Origin of the sequence: Burkholderia sp. COPS, from assembly GCF_019425585.1 — a bacterium.
Classification (GTDB): domain Bacteria; phylum Pseudomonadota; class Gammaproteobacteria; order Burkholderiales; family Burkholderiaceae; genus Burkholderia; species Burkholderia cepacia.
In genome coordinates, this window is record NZ_WIXR01000013.1 from 102,374 (window position 1) to 121,318 (window position 18,945).

Genomic DNA, 18,945 nt, shown 5'->3' on the forward strand with positions numbered 1-18,945 from the left:
CCTTGCCGCTGCGGCTTCCGCTATGAGAAATCTTCTTTTCGTTACGCCCAAGGTACTGATGTCTACCCCCGCTGCGGAGTGGCGGCGATCGGTCGGCCCCGATGCCATCCTCTTCACCGGCGCGGACACCGACGACGCGCGTCAGCGCATCGAGGCCCACGTGGACGGCGCGTTTTCCCGCGTCCACACCTTCTGCAATTACGAGCACAACGATCTGCCTGAGAAGCGAGCGCACGAGATCCACACGGCCACGCCGCTGCGCAACGTGGTCTCGCTGTCGGAGGTCGACGTGCTGCGCACCGCGCGCATTCGTGAACGCTGCGGCATCCCGGGGCACTCCGAAGCGAATGCGTGGATCTTCCGCGACAAGCTGCTGATGAAGGAACGTGCACGCGCGGCGGGCCTCGGCACGCCGCGGTTCGCCCGCGTGGAAAGCGCCTTCGACCTGCTGCACTTCGTGCGGGCCAACGGACTGCCTGTCATCGTGCGCCCGATTTCGGGCCGTGGTTCGGCGCAGGTTGGCGTCCTGCGCACCGATGAGGAGCTCGAGGCCTACCTCGCGTCCGGTGCGATCGCCGCGACGGATTTCCGCCCGCAACTGTTCGTGGAGACCTTCTGCGACGGCCCGATGTTCCGTATCGACGGTCTCGTGCTGCGCGGTGAGCCCGCGTTCATGCAGGTCGCCAAGTACATCAACACCACGCTGGACTTCATGAAAGGCCAAGCCGTCGGCACGTATTCGCTGCCTGCGGACGATGCCGAACGGCTCGCGGTGGAAGAGTTCGTCACGCATCTGGTCGGACGCGCCCTGCCGTCGGCGCCGACCATGATGTTCCATGCACAGTTGCTGCAGGACAGGCACGAGGGATTGATGCTGTGCGAGATTGCCGCGCGCATCGGCGGCGGCGCGATCAATGACGAGATCATTGCGGCCACCGGCGTCGACCTGAAGATGGAATACGTGCGCTGCTGCTGCCTGCCCGGATACGCCGAAGCGTGGCGGCCCACACTGCGCGAGCGGCTGGCCGCTCGCATCCTCTTGCCGCCGCAGCCCGCCGTGCTGGAAGCCATTCCCAAGGACTGCGATATTCCGTGGGTCGTCAAATACACGGCCTACGGTCAACCCGGGCGCGCGTACAACGGCCCGGCGATGACCAACGCCGAGGTTGCGAGCTTCGTCTACCACGCGGACACCGTCGGTGAAGTCACGTCGCGCTGGGACAAGCTTGTCGACTGGCACGCGCAACGCACGATCTGGCGCTCGTGATGCGCACGACGGACAGCAGGTCGGAGGACGGTATGCGTGAACCCTGCGACATTGCGCTCGTCGGCTGCGGCGCGGTCGGGGCGTCCTTCCTCGCGAGACTGGAAGTCGACGCCGGCGGCTTCGTCGGTAGCGTGGTCATCGTCGATCCGGCGGAGGAGCCGGGGCGCGGCATCGCCTACGGCCGCGACGCGAACAGCAACCTTCTCAATCGCGCGAACGCCGCCATCTCGGTGCGCGCCGACGATCTCGGCGAGTTCTTCCGCTGGTTCGTCGAGGAGCGCGCTGCGGGACGGCTCGAGCCCCAGCACGCCAACGTGCCGCTTGAGGCGGACGGCTATGCCCCGCGTCCCCTGTTCGGGGATTACCTGGTCAGCCGCGTGCGCCGTACGTTGGCAGCACTGGCGGCGCTGGGCTGGCGCGTGCGCAAGGAGCGCGGCATGGTCATCGATATCGATGAGGAATCCGGATCATACCAGGTCACCGTATCGAACGGCGCCAGCTTCGTCGCGCGCAGCGTGGTGCTTGCCACCGGCAACGGGCCGTCATCGGCGTTCCGGCGCTTCGAGGGGCAGGAAGGCTACGTCGCCCTGCCTTATCCGAACGAAGGGCTCTCGCGGCGCATCGGTGCCGACGCGCCGGTCGCGTTGCTGGGCAGCCGCCTGAGCGCAGTGGACACGGCCATCGCGCTGACGGACCAGGGGCATCGCGGGCCCGTCTTCCTGGCCTCGCGCACCGGTCAGTTGCCCATGGTGGGCGGCGGTAACGGCAATCATGTGTTGGCGCCGGCGACGCTGGAGGTCGCTCGATACGCACGCCACGCCGGTCCCGGATCGGTCTCGCTGGTGCGCCTCATGCGCCTGATGTTGCGCGAGATGGCGCGTGCCGAGGGCAGACGCCTGCCGGTGCGCAGCATCACGCGGCCCGAACTCTCGCCCACGCAGGCCTTTCTAGCCTGCGTCGAGGAACGCGAAGCCAACGTACGCAAGCCCTGGCAAGACGCCCTGATCCCCTTCAACGACTACGTCGCGGATTTTTGGAACGCCCTGCCCGATGACGACCGCCGCCGCCTCATGCGCGGCGCCTACGGCGCGTACATGGGCTACCGTGTCTCCATCCCGCTCGAGAACGGCCGCAAGGTGGCAGGACTGCTGCGGGCCGGCCGCGTCACCAATCTCTGGCCCCTGAAGGAGGTGACTCACGACGGCGAGGCCTTCGTGCTGCGCTTCGGAACGGGGGGACCGACGCTGGCCCCGGATCTGCGCGTGCCGGTGCTCGTGAACTGCACCGGTCTGGTGGGCGGCCCGGACGCGTCGGCAGGGCCGCTCTATCCGAGCCTGATCGCCGGGGGGCTCGCGCGTCGTCACCCTTTCGGCGGCATCGACGTCGATCCGCACACCAACCGCGTGATCGGCGCTCACGGAAGCGCGCACCGATTATTCGCGATCGGGAACAGTACGCAAGGCGTGTTCTTGCTCACCAGTAACCTCGTGCTGAACGCAGCTCACGCTGCCCGCGTCGTGGATCTGCTGCTGGCGGATCTCGCGTCCGCTGCGGCACCTTCGTCCCGTGCCACAAACGCCTGCATCAACGGCGCGCAAAATGTCGCGTTGTAAGCCTGCGGGCCCTGACACTGTCCTAACACCAGACCTATGCACATCGACACCGATTTCGAAGCCGCCGCCATCGATCACGTTGCCTCTCCCACCAGCGGCTCGCCCCTGCGTTTGCGTCTGCGCAGCGACAACGCCGCCGAATTCGCTCAATGGTTCGCGTTCGAGCTGGTCGATCTACCGCCCGGCGGCGTCGACGTGCGTATCGAGGGTTTGGCCGGCTCGTCCTACCCTAAAGGCTGGGTCGATTACCGCGTCTGCATGCGCGCCGATGGCGGCGAGGCGGCGGCCTGGCGCCGCCTGCCAACAGACTTCGATGGCGATGCGCTCGCGTTCCACGCGCCCGGCCCGGCCCGGCGCCTGCGCTTTGCCTATTTTCCGACCTTCGACCGCGTCGCCGAAGACAACCTCGTCGCTCAGGCGACGCAGGCAGGCGCAACGCTGGAGACCCTCGGGACCTCCGCGCTCGGCGAGCCGATCCGCATGCTCTCGTTCGAGGGCGATGCGCCACGCACTCGCCTCTGGTTCATGGCTCGCCAGCATCCGGGCGAATCGCAGGGCGGTTATTGCCTCGAGGGCCTCGTGCAGGGGCTGTGCGACGAGCTGCGTCCTGTTTGGGAGAACGGTGGCTCAGCCGTGCATGTCGTCGTCAATGCCAATCCGGACGGCGTGCGCCTGGGCAACCTGCGCACGAACGCGCGCGGCGCCAACCTCAACCGCTGCTGGGACCGCGAGTATCCTGATGCGCCCGAGACGGCCGCCGTGCGCCGTCGCATGCAAGCGCTCGGACTCGACCTGCTCGTCGACTTCCATGGCGACGAGGTCCTGCCCCACGTCTTCTCGGTGGGCGCCGACGGCAGCCCCGCCTGGACGCCACGCTTGCAGGCCCTGCGCCGCACGTTCGACGAGGACCTGCTGCGACGCTCCCCCGTGTTCCAGACAGCGCGCGGCTATTCCGTCGACCGACCTGACCACGCGAGCCCAAGGAAGTGCATCCCGTGGGTCGCGGAGCAATTCGATGCGCTGGCGATGACCATCGAATTGCCGTTCAAGGAGAGCGCCGACCGACCGCGTGACGACGCCGATGCGACCGCATACGCCCGCACATTCGGACGGGCCGTGCTCGAAACCGCCCTGGCGCTTGCGCCGTCCGTGCGGCCTTGAGGTCCTGCTCGCCTTCCGTCGAGCACGCATGGACGCCTCCGGGGTGCCAAACCTTCGTTTGCACGACGGTTTGAAGGCCAGGATTGCGGCCCTGCGTCCACTAGAGGAAAGCGAAATGTCGTTAGTGGAGCAAACACGGTGGCCGGACCACTGCTATGACGAAGGGAAATTGAAATATCCCGCCTGCATTCCGGAGGGCTTAGCTTAGAGATTGATCTTTTGGGCCGCAAAGTCCACAGCCTCAGCGGCATCGATATCGCCCGCCGCCACCTCCAAGTCGATTCCGCGAGTCGCGCCGCAACAGTCAACTAGACCAATGTCAGTAGTCAGACGGCCCTGACTGACTCGTTTCGTCGCAAGACGTTGCACCCACTAATCAGACAAATAGGATGTTCCCAATCCAACTACCAAGGGACCGTTCACCGAATGTGAACGCAGTTACCGGTGTCCTCAACTGATACATGTCATCACACAAGACAATCCAGTTCCCGCCAAACACATTCGCCTGCATGGCAGAAATCGCGCAACTTTAGTTCACGCATCAACTTTGTCCAAACTTTAGTTCCGAAATTTTGGAACTAAAGTTGCGCTCTCAGGAAGTGTGCGGCACCGGCGAAGCTTGATACGCCTGCCTTCCCCAGCATTCCAAAATAGGGCAACTTTAGTTCGTCGGCCTGAATCGAGGCCACGTTCTTTCCCGGTCGAATCCAGCGATTCGCCGGGATCGGGGCCTCGCCCCGATCGATACGCGGGTCACGTCAATCCCGGATAAGCCGGTTCCCGCAGTCACAACGCCCCCAGCGCCCCCGGGCGATCAACCGCGCCCCCCTTTCCCGGCCGCCGCTTCGCGACCACCACACGCACACATCAAATTTTTACGCTTGTAAAAATTTTGGCCAGAGAGAATGACGCGCTGAAATAGAAACAGAAACAGAAACAGCCCGTCCGCTGCCCGTGCACGGGCTTCCGCAACCTCCTTCGGCCCACAACCCGATCGCTCACGGAAGAAGAGATGCCCACGAACCAGGATGCACGCCCGACTGCCGGGTCGAACCACGGGGAATTCGCGCTGAGCGAAGTCCCGCTCGAGAAACGCACCGGCTTCCTGTCCATCACGATGGTGCTGCTGAGCTTCACGTTCTTCACCGGGACGATGTTCGCCGGCGGCAAGATCGGCGTCGCCTTCGATGTCGTCAGCATGATCCAGATCGCCGTGATCGGTAACCTGCTGCTCGCCGCCTATGCGGCGTCGCTTGCGCTGATCGCCGCGCGCAGCGGCCTGAACGCGGTGCTGATGGGGCGCTTCTGCTTCGGCGAAGTCGGCAGCAAGCTGTCCGATTTCCTGCTCGGCTTCGCGGAACTCGGCTGGTACGCGTGGGGCACCGCGACGGTCGCCATCGTGCTGGTCAAGCTGCTCGGCTGGCCCGCGTCGGTGACCACGCCGTTGATGATCCTGTTCGGCTTCGGCTTCTCGATCACGGCCATCATCGGCTATCGCGGCATGGACGTGCTGTCGCGCGTGTCCGTGCCGTTGATGTTCGTGATGCTGATGACGTCGATGTGGATCGCCACCCGCGATATCGGCGGGTGGGCCGGCCTCAAGCACGTTATGCCGACGCATCCGATGCAGTTCTCGGCCGCGGTGACGATGGTCATCGGCACCTTCGCGAGCGGCGCCACGCAGGCGACCAACTGGACGCGCCTCGCCCGCAGCGCGCGCAGCGCCGTGTCGGCCAGCATGATCGGGTTCTTCGCGGGCAACGGCCTGATGATCGTCGCGGGCGCGTACTGCGCGATCGTCTATCAGCAGGCCGACATCGTCGAGGTGATGATGCTGCAGGGCCTGTCGATCGCGGCGGTCGTGATGCTGTGCCTGAATCTCTGGACCATCCAGGGGCCGACGATGTACAACGTGGCGGCCGCCGGCTGCCACCTGCTGCGCACCGAACGGCGCCGCACGCTCGTCCTCGTGGGCGCGGCGATCGGCATCGTGCTCGCGGTCGGCGGGATGTACGAGTTGCTGATTCCGTTCCTCGTGCTGCTCGGCTCGATCATTCCGCCCGTCGGCGGCGTGATCATGGCGGACTACTGGTACCGCCATCGCGGCACCTACCCGTCGCTTGCGACCGCCCGCCTGCCGCGCTTCAACCTGGTCGGCCTGGCCGCCTATGCGATCGGTGCGATACTCGCCTACACCTCGCCGTGGATCGCGCCGATCGTCGGCATCGCGGCGTCCGCCGCCGCGTATATCGTGCTGCTGCAGGTTGCCCGCGCGTTCTCGCGCGAGCCGTCCGTCCAGGGCGAATGATTCCGCTGCGCGCCCTTCCGGCCCCACTCGAACGACAGGAACCCACATGAAGATCATCAACGCCAGATTGCGCGGCCGTAGCGGCCTCTTCACGATCGACCTCGATGCGGACACGATCCGTGCGATCGACCTCCAGCCGTCGCCGCTGACGCCGCAAGGGAACGACGTCATCGATGCCGGCAGCAATCTCGTCATCCCGCCGCTGGTCGAGCCGCATATCCATCTCGATGCGACGCTGACCGCCGGCGAACCCGAATGGAACATGAGCGGCACGCTGTTCGAAGGCATCGAGCGATGGGGCCAGCGCAAGGCCACGATCACGCACGACGATACGAAAGCCCGCGCGCACACGACGATCGGGATGCTGCGCGACAACGGCATCCAGCACGTGCGCACGCACGTGGACGTCACCGATCCCACGCTCGCCGCGTTGAAGGCGATGGTCGAAGTCAGGGAAGAGGCACGCGATCTCATCGACCTGCAGATCGTCGCGTTTCCGCAGGAAGGCATCGAATCGTTCGACAACGGCCGCGCGTTGATGGAGCGCGCGATCGACATGGGCGCCGACGTCGTCGGCGGCATTCCGCATTTCGAGAACACGCGCGACCAGGGTGTGAGCTCCATCAAGTTCCTGATGGAGCTCGCGGAGCGCAAGGGCTGCCTCGTCGACGTCCATTGCGACGAAACCGACGATTCGCAATCACGCTTCCTGGAAGTGCTCGCCGAGGAAGCGCGGGTACGCGGGATGGGCAAGCGCGTCACCGCGAGCCACACGACCGCGATGGGCTCCTACGACAACGCTTATTGCTCGAAGCTGTTCCGGCTGCTGAAGCGCTCGGAGATTCATTTCATTTCGTGTCCGACCGAAAGCATCCACCTGCAGGGGCGCTTCGACACCTACCCGAAACGGCGCGGCATCACGCGTGTGGCGGAGCTCGATCGCGCCGGCATCAACGTGTGCTTCGGACAGGACTCGATCAAGGACCCGTGGTACCCCGTCGGCAACGGCAACATCCTGCGCATTCTCGACGTGGGCCTGCACGTGTGCCACATGCTCGGATACGAAGACCTGCAGCGGTGCCTCGATTTCGTCACCGAGCACAGCGCGAACGCGATGTCCCTCGGCGACCGGTACGGCCTCGCCGTCGGGCGGCCGGCCAATCTGCTGATCCTCGACGCCGATAGCGATTACGAAGTGATTCGCAAGCAGGCCAGGGTGCGTACGTCGCTGCGCGGCGGGAAGGTCATCATGCAGCGCGCGCCGGAACACATCACCTATCCCGAAGCGAACGCGCGTTGAGCGCGCGGCGGCTGCGGCCCGACATGCCGGTGGAGGACCAAGCGATGAACCCGTCCGCGCCGACCGCAGAGCCGCCCGCCCGGCCACCCGGCCGGCGGGAAGCGCTGCGCGATACCCTCGAGGCGGCCATTCTCGCCGCCGCCGAGGAGTCGTTTTCGACGTATGGATTCGAAGGGAGTTCCGTTGCGGCAATCGCGGCGGCGGCCGGCCTGTCGAAGCAGAACCTGATGTACTACTTCCCGACGAAGCTGGCGCTCTACAGACGCGTGCTGGACGACGTCCTGCGGGACTGGCTCGGCAGGATGCGGGAGTTCGCGGCGCCCGAGCGCGAGCCGGCGGAAGCGATGTCGGCCTATATCCGCGCCAAGCTCGAATTTTCCCGGAACCGCCCGCATGGATCGCGGGTGTTCGCACTGGAGATCATCGGCGGCGCGAAGACCTACGGAAAGGAGATCCGCAAGCAACTGATCCCGGTGCTGCGGGAGGACATCCGGGTGCTCGAACGCTGGATCGACGAAGGCAAGGTCCGGCAGGTCGATGCCGAGCACCTGTTCTTCCTGATCTGGGCAGCGACGCAGTCGTATGCGGATTTCGCGTCGCAGATGCTGCTGGTGCTCGGCAAGCGCGCGCTGGGGAGTGACGATTTCGACGCGGCCTATCGCACGATCTCGGACCTGGTGCTCAGGGCGCTGATCACCGAAAACGGAACGGCGGCCTGAGCGCCGCCGTTGCCGTTCGCGCACGCTAACCCGGCGCCATCGGAGGCCGCCGGAAAGCGCCGGTCAGTCGTCGTGCTTGTGGTGCTTCTTTTTCTTGTGCTTGTTGCCGCGGTAGTAATCGTCGGAGCGCGAGTTGTTGCGCGACACGTGGCCGCCCAGCGCCGCCCCCGCACCGCCGCCGACGGCCGCGCCGACGAGCCCGCCGGTCGTGCCGCCCATCGCGTGGCCCGCCGCGGTGCCCGCGCCGCCGCCCAGTGCGCCGCCGACGATGGCGCCCGTGCGTTCGCGCTTGTTCGACGTCACCGCGCCGCCTGCGCCGCCGCCCACGGCCCCGCCGATGATCGCGCCCGTGCTCCCGCCGACCGCGTTGCCGACCGCCGCGCCCGCGACACCGCCGAGCGCGCCGCCCAGTGCGTTGTTCGTGTCACCTGCCACGGCAGGCGCCGAGACCGCCACCATCGCGCCGACCATCGCTGCCATTCCGGCCCATTTCTTCAGCATCTGTCTGCCCTCGCCACTTTTCGAGATATCGATGCGCGAATTTAGCACCTTTCCGGTAAACCTATCGTAATGAAGCGTTAAATCCGGCTTTCCACGGTGATCTCCATGTGAGCGGACATGCGTCGTCCGGGTGTCGCCGCCGGGATTGCAATCGGCGCGGCCGCCATCGACGGGCCGCGCAACATCGCGTCGACACACCACGACCCGCACCGCATCGCGCAGCACGCCCCGACTGCCTTCCTGCGTCCGCGATCCTGCATTACCATCGAGCGTCCGCCGCGCCTGCCCGCTTCCGGCAAGCGGGCCTCCAGCCACCTCCCCGTTCCCGCACTTCACTCATGCTCGCTCTCGTCATCCTCGCCGGCCTGTGGGCCGGCCTGCAGAACACTCTCGCCGGCGGCGGCTCGTTCGTCACACTGCCCGCGCTGATCGTGTCGGGCATGTCGCCGCTCTCGGCCAACATCACGTCGACGGTCGCGCTGTTTCCCGCTCAGGTCACGACCGGCTGGGCGAGCCGCAACATGGTGCGCGGCGTCGGCAAGCTGTCGTTTCGGGCGATGTTCGCGATCAGCGTGGTCGGCGGCGCGCTCGGCGGGCTGCTGTTGCTGAAGACGCCTTCGTCGATCTTCTCGCGCCTCGTGCCGTGGCTCGTGCTGTTCGCGACGATCGTATTCGCGTGGGGCAGCTTCTTCCGCAAGCCGGGCGAAGGCACGGCCCACCTCGGCACCGTCCCGGCCGCGTTCTCGCAATTCATGATCGCGATCTACGGCGGCTACTTCGGCGGCGGGCTCGGCTTCCTGATGATGGCCGTGCTGACGATGGCCGGCCTGTCGCCGCGTCACGCGATGTCGACGAAGAACGCGCTCGCGGGCGTGATGAACGCATCGGCCGTCGTGCTGTTCCTGACGTCGCCGCACCTGCACTGGGGCAAGGCGCTCGCGCTCGGCGGCGGCGCGATCGTCGGCGGGCTGCTCGGCACGTGGGCGCTGCATCGCGTGAACGAACGCGTGCTGCGGATCGGGATCGTCTGCATCGGCGCATTGCTGACGATCGGGCTGTTCGTCAAGCCGATCTGACACACGCACACGCTTGTCGCCGCCACGGCAATTGATGAGCAAACCGCAAGACGTCCTTCTCATATCTCGTTTGCGGTGACGGCGGTGTCCGCCCACAATCCGGGTTGCCGTCGTCATCGCCCTCTCGCGGGCACCGACCGGCATTTCGCGGCCGCCATTCCGACTCACCGCCGGCGGCCCGGCACATCGCGTCACACACGCTCCCCCGACATCGGCCCCCCCGGCGGCAGAACGTTGCCGCCGCTGCCCGATGCGTTCCCGGCCAACAATAACTAGAGGTAGGAGATGCAGGACAATTCTTTGAGGCAAAGCCTCAAGCAACGGCACATCACGATGATCGCGCTTGGCGGCGTGATCGGCGCAGGCCTGTTCGTCGGCTCCGGCGCCATCATCGCGACCGCCGGCCCCGCGGCGATCCTGTCGTACCTGATCGGCGGCGTGATCGTCACGCTCGTCATGTTCATGCTCGGCGAAATGGCGTCCCGCAATCCCGACAGCGGCTCGTTCTCCACCTACGCGAGCAGCTATCTCGGCGAATGGGCCGGCTTCGCGGTCGGCTGGCTGTACTGGTTCAAGTCGATGATGACGATCACCGTCGAGGCGATCCTGCTCGGGGCGATCCTCAACGATTTCCTGCCGTGGCTGCCCGTGTGGGCCGGCGCGCTGTTCATGCTCGTGACGCTGATCGCGAGCAACGCATACTCGGTGCGCTCGTTCGGCGAAGCGGAATACTGGCTGTCGTTCGCGAAGGTCGCGACGATCATCGTGTTCATGGCGCTCGGCGCATCGATCCTGCTCGGCTTCCAGCCGCGCATTCCGGCGCCCGGGCTCGTGAACCTCACGGATCACGGCGGCTTCATGCCGAACGGCATTTCGCCCGTGCTCGCCGGCGTGATGGTCGTGATCTTCTCGCTCGGCGGCAGCGAAATCGCGGCCGTGGCCGCGGGCGAATCGGAGAACCCGGGCAAGAACGTGATCCGCGCGATCAAGAGCGTGATCGTGCGCGTGATGGTGTTCTACGTGGGCTCGGTGTCGATCCTGATCCTGTGCATGCCGTGGACGGACAAGGCCAACCTGAAATCGCCGTACGTGTCGCTGTTCGGCATGGCGGGCTTCACGGGCGCGGCCGTCGCGATGAAGATCGTGCTGTTCGTGTCGTTCATGTCGGTGATGAACTCGTTCCTGTTCTCGAACTCGCGCATGCTGTTCTCGCTCAGCCAGCGCGGTCACGCGCCCGCGATGTTCGGCCGTACCAACGCGAAAGGCGTGCCGATGAACGCGCTCGTGCTGTGCCTCGCGATCTGCGTGTCGATCCTCGGCGTTCACTTCGTGAGCGGCGGCGACCTGTTCCTGATGCTCGCGAAAAGCAGCGGCGCGTTCGTGATGATCGTGTGGATCTTCATCATCGTCGCGCACTTCGCGATGCGCCGGCAGACGAAGCACGAGCGACGCGACCCGGCGGCGTTCCGCGCGTGGTTCTATCCGGTATCGAACTGGGTCGCGCTGCTGGCGCTCGTCGCCGTGCTCGGCTCGCAGGCATTCAATCCGGATTCGCGCTTCCAGTTCTGGTTCACGGTATCGACGGCGCTTGCGATCGTCGCGGCGTATTTCCTGCGCCGCAAGCCGGCACAACTCGGCGAAACGGCCGGCGCGAAACTGCGCTGACCGTTGCCCTCGGCGGGCGGCGCGCTGGCCGGCGCCGCTCGGCCAGCCAGTTGCTCAACCGCCTGGCTTCTCGGCCGCTCGGCCGATCAAGTACCTGGCGGCCTAGCCGAACGGCCGCACGCCGATCAGCCAGCCGTGCAGGAACAGCACGAAGACGGCCCAGACGACGAGCCCGGCCACGATCGCCACGACGTCGCCCGACAGCCTGCCTGCCGGATAACGAACGCCTTCGCGGCGGTCGCGCGCGCGCCACACGACGAAATCGACGAGCGACCAGACGAAGAAGGCGCCGAACAGCACGACGGCGTGCAGCGTGCCGTTCGCGAGCAGGTGCGCGATCGCCCAGACCGCCACGCCGGCCACCATCGGATGGCCGACGAGCGTCTTGATACGGTTGCCGGGCACGTAGGAGGCGGCGATGAGCACGAATGCGATCGCCGTCAGCATGCCGGTGAGGTGGCGTACACCGACCGGCGACACCCACAGCAGCGTCGCGCCCTGGCGCGCGATGCCGTAACCCCAGACGATCAGCACGAAGCCGATGATCGATGCGATCGCATAGGGGCCCTTCCAGCCTTTCTCGCCGATTCGCTCGATCGTCGCCGATCGCCAGCCGTCCGCGACGATCCGGATCGAGTGCACACCGAGGAAGATCGCTAAACCGAGAATCAGGACGAGCATCGGTTGTCTCCGTCTGGAATGATGGGTGGGGAAGCGTCCCGCGCGGCATACGATGCGCCGTTCGTTGGAGCCGGCGGCGAGGCCGGCGCGGGTCGCGCCAGTCACGGGTGCAACCCGCGCCGATCATAAACGCCGGGGCCGCCGTTGTGAAGCACGGGGGATGTGCGGTGCGGCAAGCCGCATGACTTTACGCACCTGCGCGGGCGCATTGCCTGGCACCTGTCATGCGCCGCGCGTCGCGCGAATCGACCCGACACGTTCGAGATCGAAAGAAAGGAAAGCGAAAATTCGCGAAAGTGTCGCTTCGCTCGACCGGCATCAGGTTTGCTTGCGCTTTGCCGGTGGTTTAGTTGCTGGTTTTGCTGCTGGTTTTGCTGCCGGTTTCGCTGTCGGTTTCGCTGTCGGTTTCGCTGTCGGTTTCGCCGTCGGTTTCGCTGCCGCCTTTGCCGCTGGCTTGGCCGCCGGTTTCGTTGCCCGCTTCACTGCCGGCTTTGCCGCAGACTTCTCCGCAGGCTTCGCCGTCGCTTTCGCCACCCGCTTCACCACCGGTTCCGCCTCCGGCACCGGCTTCGCCGCCGCCCTCGTCTTCCGCTTCGGCGGCCCTGCCAGCAGCGCCGCGCGATATGCGCTGCGGCACCAGTCGAACAGCGCACCCGCATCCTCGAGCACGTCGGCCGGTGTTTCGTAGTAGCCCTCGAGCGAGACGGTACGCGTGGGCCTCGCATACGAGAACGGCCCCATCCCCGCCGCGACGAACGCCGGACGGTTCACGTCGTCGACACGCAGGAACAGCGACCCGCGCGACATGAAGCCGAACATCACGCCATCGAGCCGCATCGCCGCCCCGCTGAAGAACCGCGCGACCTCGACCTTGCCGAGCGGCGCGAGCTGATACGCGATCTCCTCGCCGTGTGCCTTCTCCGACTGCCAGCTCATACTCGCTCCGTACAACGCTGCGTCCACGCGTCGAGCGCCGCGTCGTCGAAGCCGACCGCCGCCGCGCTTTCGCGAATCTGCCGCCACGTCGCGCGGTCGACCGGAATGCCGCCGGCCCCGCGCGCCGAGCGGCTCGCTTCTTCGGGCTCGCCGGGCACCTGTACCGGTGCGTCACCGGCCTGCGGCGACGCCTTGGCCCATGCGACGAACGCATCGGCTTCACGCTCCGCATCGGCCGCATCGAATGCCTTCGGGTCGATCAGCACCGACAGCATCCCGTTGACGATCGCGCTCGTCTTCTGCAGCGTGTCGCCGTAGGTCGTATGCCCGCCGACGAGCGCACCGCCGAAAATCTCGCACATCGCCGCCAGCGCGTACCCCTTGTGCAGCCCGAACGGCAGCAGCGCGCCGAACGGCTGCTCGTGCATCACGGCCGGATCGTCGGTCGGCTGGCCGCGATGGTCGATCAGCGACCCGGCCGGCACGCGCTTGCCCTGGTTGTACGCGACGCGCGTCTTGCCGTACGCGATCGCACTCGTCGCGAAATCGAGCAGCAGCGGCGGCCTGCCCGCACGCGGATACGCGGCGCAGAACGGGTTCGTGCCGAAGCGCGGATCGGTGCCGTGCAGCGGCGCGACCAGCAGGTCGCCCGGCACGTTGACGAAATGGAACGACACGAGCCCCGCGCGCGCGCACTGCTCGGCCCAGTGCCCGATGCGGCCGAGATGATGCACGTCGCGCAGCCCGATCGCGCAGATGCCCATGCGCCGCGCACGCTCGATCCCTTCGACCATCGCCTCGAACGCGATCACCTGGCCGAAGCCGCGCCCGCCGTCGATCGTCAGCACCGCGCCGCCGTCGCGGACGATCGACGCGTGCCCGTTCAGCTGCAACTGCCCTTCCCGCCACGACGCGACGTAGTTCGGGATCATCCCGATCCCGTGCGAATCGTGGCCCGCGAGATTCGCGCCGACCAGGTGATCGGCGACGAGCCGTGCCTCTCGCTCGTTGCTGCCGGCCCGTTCCCAGAGTGCCGCGACGAATGCATGCAGCGGTTCGGCGCGCATGCGCAGCGGTTCGGTATCGGGCGTCGGCAACGCGGTCATCGGCAAGGTTCCGTCAGGTCGGGTCGGGCAGTCGTGGCGCTCAGCGCGCGGTCGCGATCACGTCCGCGACCGCCGCCGTCAGCTTCTTCGCATACGGCACGTGCAGGAACTCGTTCGGGCCGTGTGCGTTCGACTTCGGCCCGAGCACGCCGCACACCATGAACTGGGCGGACGGGAAACCTTCCTGCAGCACGTTCATCAGCGGGATCGTGCCGCCGAGGCCCATGTACGCGCAATCGGCGCCGAAGTGGCGGCGCGACGCGGCATCGAGCGACGACGCGAGCCACGGCGCGAGATCCGGAGCGCTCCAGCCCGTCGCGGCACCCGCGTCCGGCTTGAACGTGACCTTCGCGTTATACGGCGGGTCGAGTTCGAGCAGTTCTTTCAGTTGCTGCACGGCCTGCGCGGCGTCGACGAGCGGCGGCAGGCGCAGCGACAGCTTGAACGCGGTGCGCGGACGCAGCACGTTGCCCGCATCCGCGAGCGCCGGCATGCCGGCCGCGCCGGTCACCGACAGCGACGGGCGCCACGTCGAATTCAGCAGCGCCTCGCGCGGATCGGTCGTGGTCGGCAGCACCGGCTTGCCGTCCGCGCCGCAGGCCCACGGCAGCCCCTTCCACACGGCGTCGCCGAGAATCGCGGCGGCTGCGTCGGCTTCGCGCACGCGGCTGTCGGGAATCTCGCAATGGAACACGCCCGGCAGCAGGTTGCCGTTCTTCGCATCTTCGAGGCGCTCGAACAGCTGGCGCATCACGCGGAAACTCGACGGCGCGATGCCGCCGAACACGCCCGAATGCACGCCTTCCTCGAGCACCTCGACCTGCAGGTCGCCGGACACCAGCCCGCGCAGCGACGTGGTGAGCCACATCTGGTCATAGTTGCCGGCGCCCGAATCGAGGCACACGACGAGCGACACCTGGCCGAGCCGGTCGCGCAGCGCGTCGACGTACGGCAGCAGGTCGTAGCTGCCCGACTCCTCGCAGGTCTCGATCAGGCCGACGCAACGCGGCCGCTCGATGCCCTGCTCGTCGAGCGCGCCGAGCGCGGCGAGGCTCGCGTAGATCGCATAACCGTCGTCCGCGCCGCCTCGGCCGTACAGCTTGCCGTTCTCGTACTTCGGCGTCCACGGGCCGAGGTCCGCGCGCCAGCCGTCGAACTCGGGCTGCTTGTCGAGGTGGCCGTACAGCAGGATCGTGTCGGTGCTGCCCGAGCGCGTGGCGGGCGATTCGAAGAAGATCACCGGCGTGCGGCCCGGCAGGCGCACGATCTCGAGCTTCAGGCCCTTCACGGGCTGCTTCTCGGCCCACTGCGCGGCATCGGTGACGACGCGCTCGAGATAACCGCGCTTCGCCCAGTCGGGGTCGAACGCCGGGCTCTTCGCGGGGATCGCGATGTAGTCGGTCAGTGCGTGGAGGATTTCATCGTTCCACTTGCGCTCGATGAAGGTAACGAGCTTGTCATGGTCGAGGACGGGGGTAGTGTCGACGGAGGTCATGGTGGGGGTGCCTGGATCGGGCTGACGAAAACCCAGATGATACGCCGATGCTCCCGCGCCGGCGCCCCCTTCCCGGTCGCTCAGCGCGCCTGCGGAAACGCGTCGCGCAGCCCCGCCGCACATGCGAGCGCATCGCGCCACAGGCGCTGCGTCAGCTCGCCCGCGTCCTCTTCACGCGCGAGCGCCGCGGCCTCGCCTGACCACAGCACCGAGAAGTCGTCGCGGCCCTGCCGCTCGAACGCGCCGCGCAGCGGATCGACCATGGCCGTCGCGAGCGGAAACGCCGGCGCGAGCGCGCTCATCGGCCCCTGTTCGCGCATGAAACGCGTCAGCAGCCCGCGCGCGGGGCGGCCCGTGTACAGGTTGGTCAGGCGCGTGCCGTCGTCGCGCGCGGCGCGCACCGCCGCGCGATGCTGCGCCGAGCGGCCGGCCTGCGGCGTCAGCAGGTAAGCGGTGCCGATCTGCACTGCGCGCGCGCCGAGCGCGAACGCGGCCGCGATGCCGCGCCCGTCGGCGATCGCGCCGGCGGCAATCACCGGCGCGCGCACCGCGTCGACGATCTGCGGCAGCAACGCGAACAGGCCCGGCTGCGCGTGGATGTCGTCGGTCAGGAACATGCCGCGATGGCCGCCGGCCTCCGCGCCCTGCGCGACGATCGCGTCGACGCCGCGCGCATCCAGCCAGCGCGCTTCCTCGACGGTCGTCGCGGACGAGACGACCTGCGCGCCCGTGCGCCGCACGCGATCGAGCAGCGGATCGTCCGGGAGCCCGAAGTGAAAGCTCACGACGGCCGGCCGCAACTCCTCGACGACCGCGCACATCGCATCGTCGAACGGCGCGCGTCCGGGGCCGCCCTTCACGTCGGCCGGATCGAGCCCGGCTTCCGCGTAGTAGCCCGCGAGCGCCGCGCGCCAGCGCGCGTCGACTGCGGCATCGGGCGCCGGCGGCGTATGGCAGAAGAAGTTCACGTTGAACGGTGCGCTCGTGCGCGCCCGGATCGCCGCGATCTCGTCGCGCAATTGCTGCGGGCCCAGTGCCGCACAGGCGAGCGAGCCGAGCCCGCCGGCTTCGCACACGGCGATCGCGAGCGGGCTCAGCGAACCGACCATCGGGGCCTGGATCAGCGGCAAACGGGAAGGCAGCGTCGTCATCGGAATCATCCTCGGGGAAGCAGCGGTGGTCGCGCGCGCCGGCGGTGCGCATTTAATGCGCCCGATAATAACCGACAAAGACAAACCCCGATTACGGTGCCATTTTGATCGAGAAATGATTTAACCAGTTCGTAAAAAACGATTATTCATCGAAGCTTCGGCAGCGCAATCTCGCTTGCCCCGATCGAGACGGCAAAAATGCCCTCCAGCCTTGCGGCCCGGGCCGCCCAACCCGGAACTCAAACACCGTTTCACCGGCTTCAATGACATTCATCAATATTCAAGTTATTAAATGCCGGCGTTTACCCTTATTAATAATCACCCCGAGCGATAACATGAACGCGTCAATTAAAACGACGAACCGCACCGGAATCGTCGACCGGCGCCACACCGCGTCACCTCAACCGAAACACGTCTTCTCAAGGAGCGTCGCATGTCCGATGCCAGCTCGTCCTCCTCCCGCGCCGCCGCCACGCCGGCCGCGGCTTCCGCGCCGAAAATCGGCGTCATTCCCGCCACGCTGATGGTCGCGGGCAACATGATGGGCTCCGGCGTCTTCATGCTGCCCGCGAACCTCGCCGCGACCGGCGGCATCGCGATCTTCGGCTGGCTGATCACCGTCGTCGGCGCCGTGTCGCTCGCGCTCGTGTTCGCGAAGCTCGCCGCGATCGACCCGGCCGCCGGCGGCCCGTACGCGTATGCGCGCAAGTCGTTCGGCCCGTACATGGGCTACCAGACCAACCTGATCTACTGGCTCGCGAACGTGCTCGGCAACGTCGGCCTCGCGGTCGCCGGCCTCGGCTACCTCACGCATTTCTTCCCGGTACTGAAGGACCCGCTCGTGTTCGCGCTCGCGCAGATCTTCGTGATCTGGCTGTTCACGTACGCGAACATCCTCGGGCCGAACGTCGTCGGCCGCGTGCAGTCGGTCACGACGGTCTTCGCGCTCGTGCCGATCCTCGGGATGGCCGTGTTCGGCTGGTTCTGGTTCAGCAAGGACGTGTATTTCGCCGGCTGGAACGTGTCGGGCACCAACAGCTTCAGCGCGATCGGCGCGACGCTGAACTTCACGCTGTGGGCGTTCATCGGCGTGGAAAGCGCATCGGTATCGGCCGGCGTCGTCGAGAATCCGTCGCGCAACGTGCCGATCGCGACCGTCGGCGGCGTGGTGCTCGCGGCCGTCTGCTACGTGCTCAGCTCGACCGTGATCATGGGGATGATCCCGAACAAGGCGCTGCTCGCGTCGAGCGCGCCGTTCGCGGATGCCGCGCGCCTCGCGCTCGGCAATACGGCCGCGAACGCGGTCGCGCTGTGCGCGGCGCTCGGCTGCCTCGGCTCGCTCGCGGGGTGGACGCTGCTGGTCGGCCAGACCGCGAAGGCGGCGGCCGACGACGGCCTGTTCGCCAGCGTGTTCGCGCGCGTCAACTCGAAGAACGTGCCGTCGGCCGGCCTCGCGATCGTCGCGCTGATCATGTCGGTGCAGGTGCTCGCGACGATGTCGCCGAGCGCCAGCGAGCAGTTCGGCAAGATCGCGTCGATCGCCGTGATCATGACGCTGCTGCCGTACATCTATTCGTGCATCGCGATCAAGGTGCTCGGCTACGGCAAGATGCCGTCGCACCAGTTCACGTTCTACACGATCGTCGGCCTGATCGGCGCCGTCTACGCGCTGTGGGCGATGGTCGGCTCCGACGGCCAGCAGACGCGCTGGTCGCTGATCTTCGTCGTCGCGACGATCGTCTTCTACGAGCTGTCGATCAACCGCCAGCGCGAGATCGAGGAAACCCATGTCCATCCTGGCGGCCGCTCGCCGCGCTGGGTGCGCTATCTCGCGCTCGGCGTGACCATCGCCGCGCTCGCCGCGACCTTCTGGATTTCCGTGGGCCGTCACCAGGCCGACACCCTTCACGCGCGCTCGCCGGCCGTTGCCGCGAGCGTCCAGGCAACCCAGCAAACGGGGGAATGA

The 18,945-nt window shown here is 67.0% G+C and carries 15 protein-coding genes; 9 read left to right on the forward strand and 6 right to left on the reverse strand.

Translation table 11 applies throughout. From position 1 onward, the window contains the following. The first annotated feature begins 58 nt into the window (after positions 1–58). The 6 genes from FOZ70_RS11210 (at position 59) to FOZ70_RS11235 (ending at position 8,368) form a co-directional block, all read left to right on the forward strand. Entirely contained in the window at positions 59–1,267 is a 1,209-nt protein-coding gene (locus FOZ70_RS11210) for a hypothetical protein (protein ID WP_059650148.1), read from the forward strand. Positions 1,268–1,299: 32 nt separating this feature from the next. Then, the gene (locus FOZ70_RS11215; RefSeq protein ID WP_185597843.1) at positions 1,300–2,880 is read left to right on the forward strand and encodes an FAD/NAD(P)-binding protein; all 1,581 of its coding nucleotides are present in this window, start codon (positions 1,300–1,302) and stop codon (positions 2,878–2,880) included. 36 nt (positions 2,881–2,916) lie between these two features. Then, a complete protein-coding gene (locus FOZ70_RS11220) occupies positions 2,917–4,041 on the forward strand; it encodes a M14-type cytosolic carboxypeptidase (protein ID WP_059675698.1) in 1,125 nt (374 codons plus the stop codon). A gap of 1,012 nt (positions 4,042–5,053) precedes the next feature. Continuing rightward, positions 5,054–6,349: a cytosine permease gene (gene codB, locus FOZ70_RS11225; protein WP_219705894.1), complete on the forward strand. Its 1,296-nt coding sequence runs from the start codon at positions 5,054–5,056 to the stop codon at positions 6,347–6,349. A gap of 46 nt (positions 6,350–6,395) precedes the next feature. Next, positions 6,396–7,649: a cytosine deaminase gene (codA, locus tag FOZ70_RS11230; RefSeq protein ID WP_219705895.1), complete on the forward strand. Its 1,254-nt coding sequence runs from the start codon at positions 6,396–6,398 to the stop codon at positions 7,647–7,649. After that, complete coding sequence (locus FOZ70_RS11235; RefSeq protein WP_225723360.1) at positions 7,646–8,368, forward strand: TetR family transcriptional regulator C-terminal domain-containing protein; 723 nt, start codon at positions 7,646–7,648, stop codon at positions 8,366–8,368. The genes codA and FOZ70_RS11235 overlap by 4 nt, the downstream gene beginning before the upstream one ends. Before the next feature lie 63 nt (positions 8,369–8,431). Here FOZ70_RS11235 and FOZ70_RS11240 read toward each other — a convergent pair whose 3' ends face one another. Then, positions 8,432–8,869 (reverse strand): hypothetical protein, encoded by a 438-nt coding sequence (locus tag FOZ70_RS11240; protein WP_048023301.1) that lies wholly within the window; start codon positions 8,867–8,869, stop codon positions 8,432–8,434. Between the two features lie 338 nt (positions 8,870–9,207). On the opposite strand from FOZ70_RS11240, the gene FOZ70_RS11245 reads away from it, so the two are divergent. Both FOZ70_RS11245 and FOZ70_RS11250 read left to right on the forward strand, forming a co-directional pair. Continuing rightward, positions 9,208–9,945 (forward strand): sulfite exporter TauE/SafE family protein, encoded by a 738-nt coding sequence (locus FOZ70_RS11245; RefSeq protein ID WP_021163683.1) that lies wholly within the window; start codon positions 9,208–9,210, stop codon positions 9,943–9,945. Positions 9,946–10,230: 285 nt separating this feature from the next. Then, entirely contained in the window at positions 10,231–11,610 is a 1,380-nt protein-coding gene (locus tag FOZ70_RS11250; protein ID WP_059488303.1) for an amino acid permease, read from the forward strand. A gap of 102 nt (positions 11,611–11,712) precedes the next feature. Here FOZ70_RS11250 and FOZ70_RS11255 read toward each other — a convergent pair whose 3' ends face one another. From FOZ70_RS11255 to FOZ70_RS11275, 5 genes are all read right to left on the reverse strand, one after another. After that, positions 11,713–12,291, reverse strand: coding sequence for an NnrU family protein (locus tag FOZ70_RS11255; protein ID WP_021163685.1), 579 nt, complete (start codon positions 12,289–12,291; stop codon positions 11,713–11,715). A gap of 318 nt (positions 12,292–12,609) precedes the next feature. Then, positions 12,610–13,227 carry a TfoX/Sxy family protein gene (locus FOZ70_RS11260; RefSeq protein ID WP_219705896.1) on the reverse strand — a complete coding sequence of 206 codons (618 nt, stop codon included), beginning with the start codon at positions 13,225–13,227 and terminating at the stop codon, positions 12,610–12,612. Continuing rightward, positions 13,224–14,333, reverse strand: a complete 1,110-nt coding sequence (locus FOZ70_RS11265; RefSeq protein WP_219705897.1) for a malate/lactate/ureidoglycolate dehydrogenase — start codon at positions 14,331–14,333, stop codon at positions 13,224–13,226. Before FOZ70_RS11265 ends, FOZ70_RS11260 begins: the two co-directional genes overlap by 4 nt. 40 nt (positions 14,334–14,373) lie before the next feature. Next, complete coding sequence (locus FOZ70_RS11270) at positions 14,374–15,828, reverse strand: M20 family metallopeptidase (protein ID WP_021163689.1); 1,455 nt, start codon at positions 15,826–15,828, stop codon at positions 14,374–14,376. Between the two features lie 80 nt (positions 15,829–15,908). Then, complete coding sequence (locus FOZ70_RS11275) at positions 15,909–16,979, reverse strand: nitronate monooxygenase (RefSeq protein WP_192389662.1); 1,071 nt, start codon at positions 16,977–16,979, stop codon at positions 15,909–15,911. A gap of 433 nt (positions 16,980–17,412) precedes the next feature. On the opposite strand from FOZ70_RS11275, the gene adiC reads away from it, so the two are divergent. Beyond that, positions 17,413–18,945, forward strand: coding sequence for an arginine/agmatine antiporter (adiC, locus tag FOZ70_RS11280; RefSeq protein ID WP_021163783.1), 1,533 nt, complete (start codon positions 17,413–17,415; stop codon positions 18,943–18,945).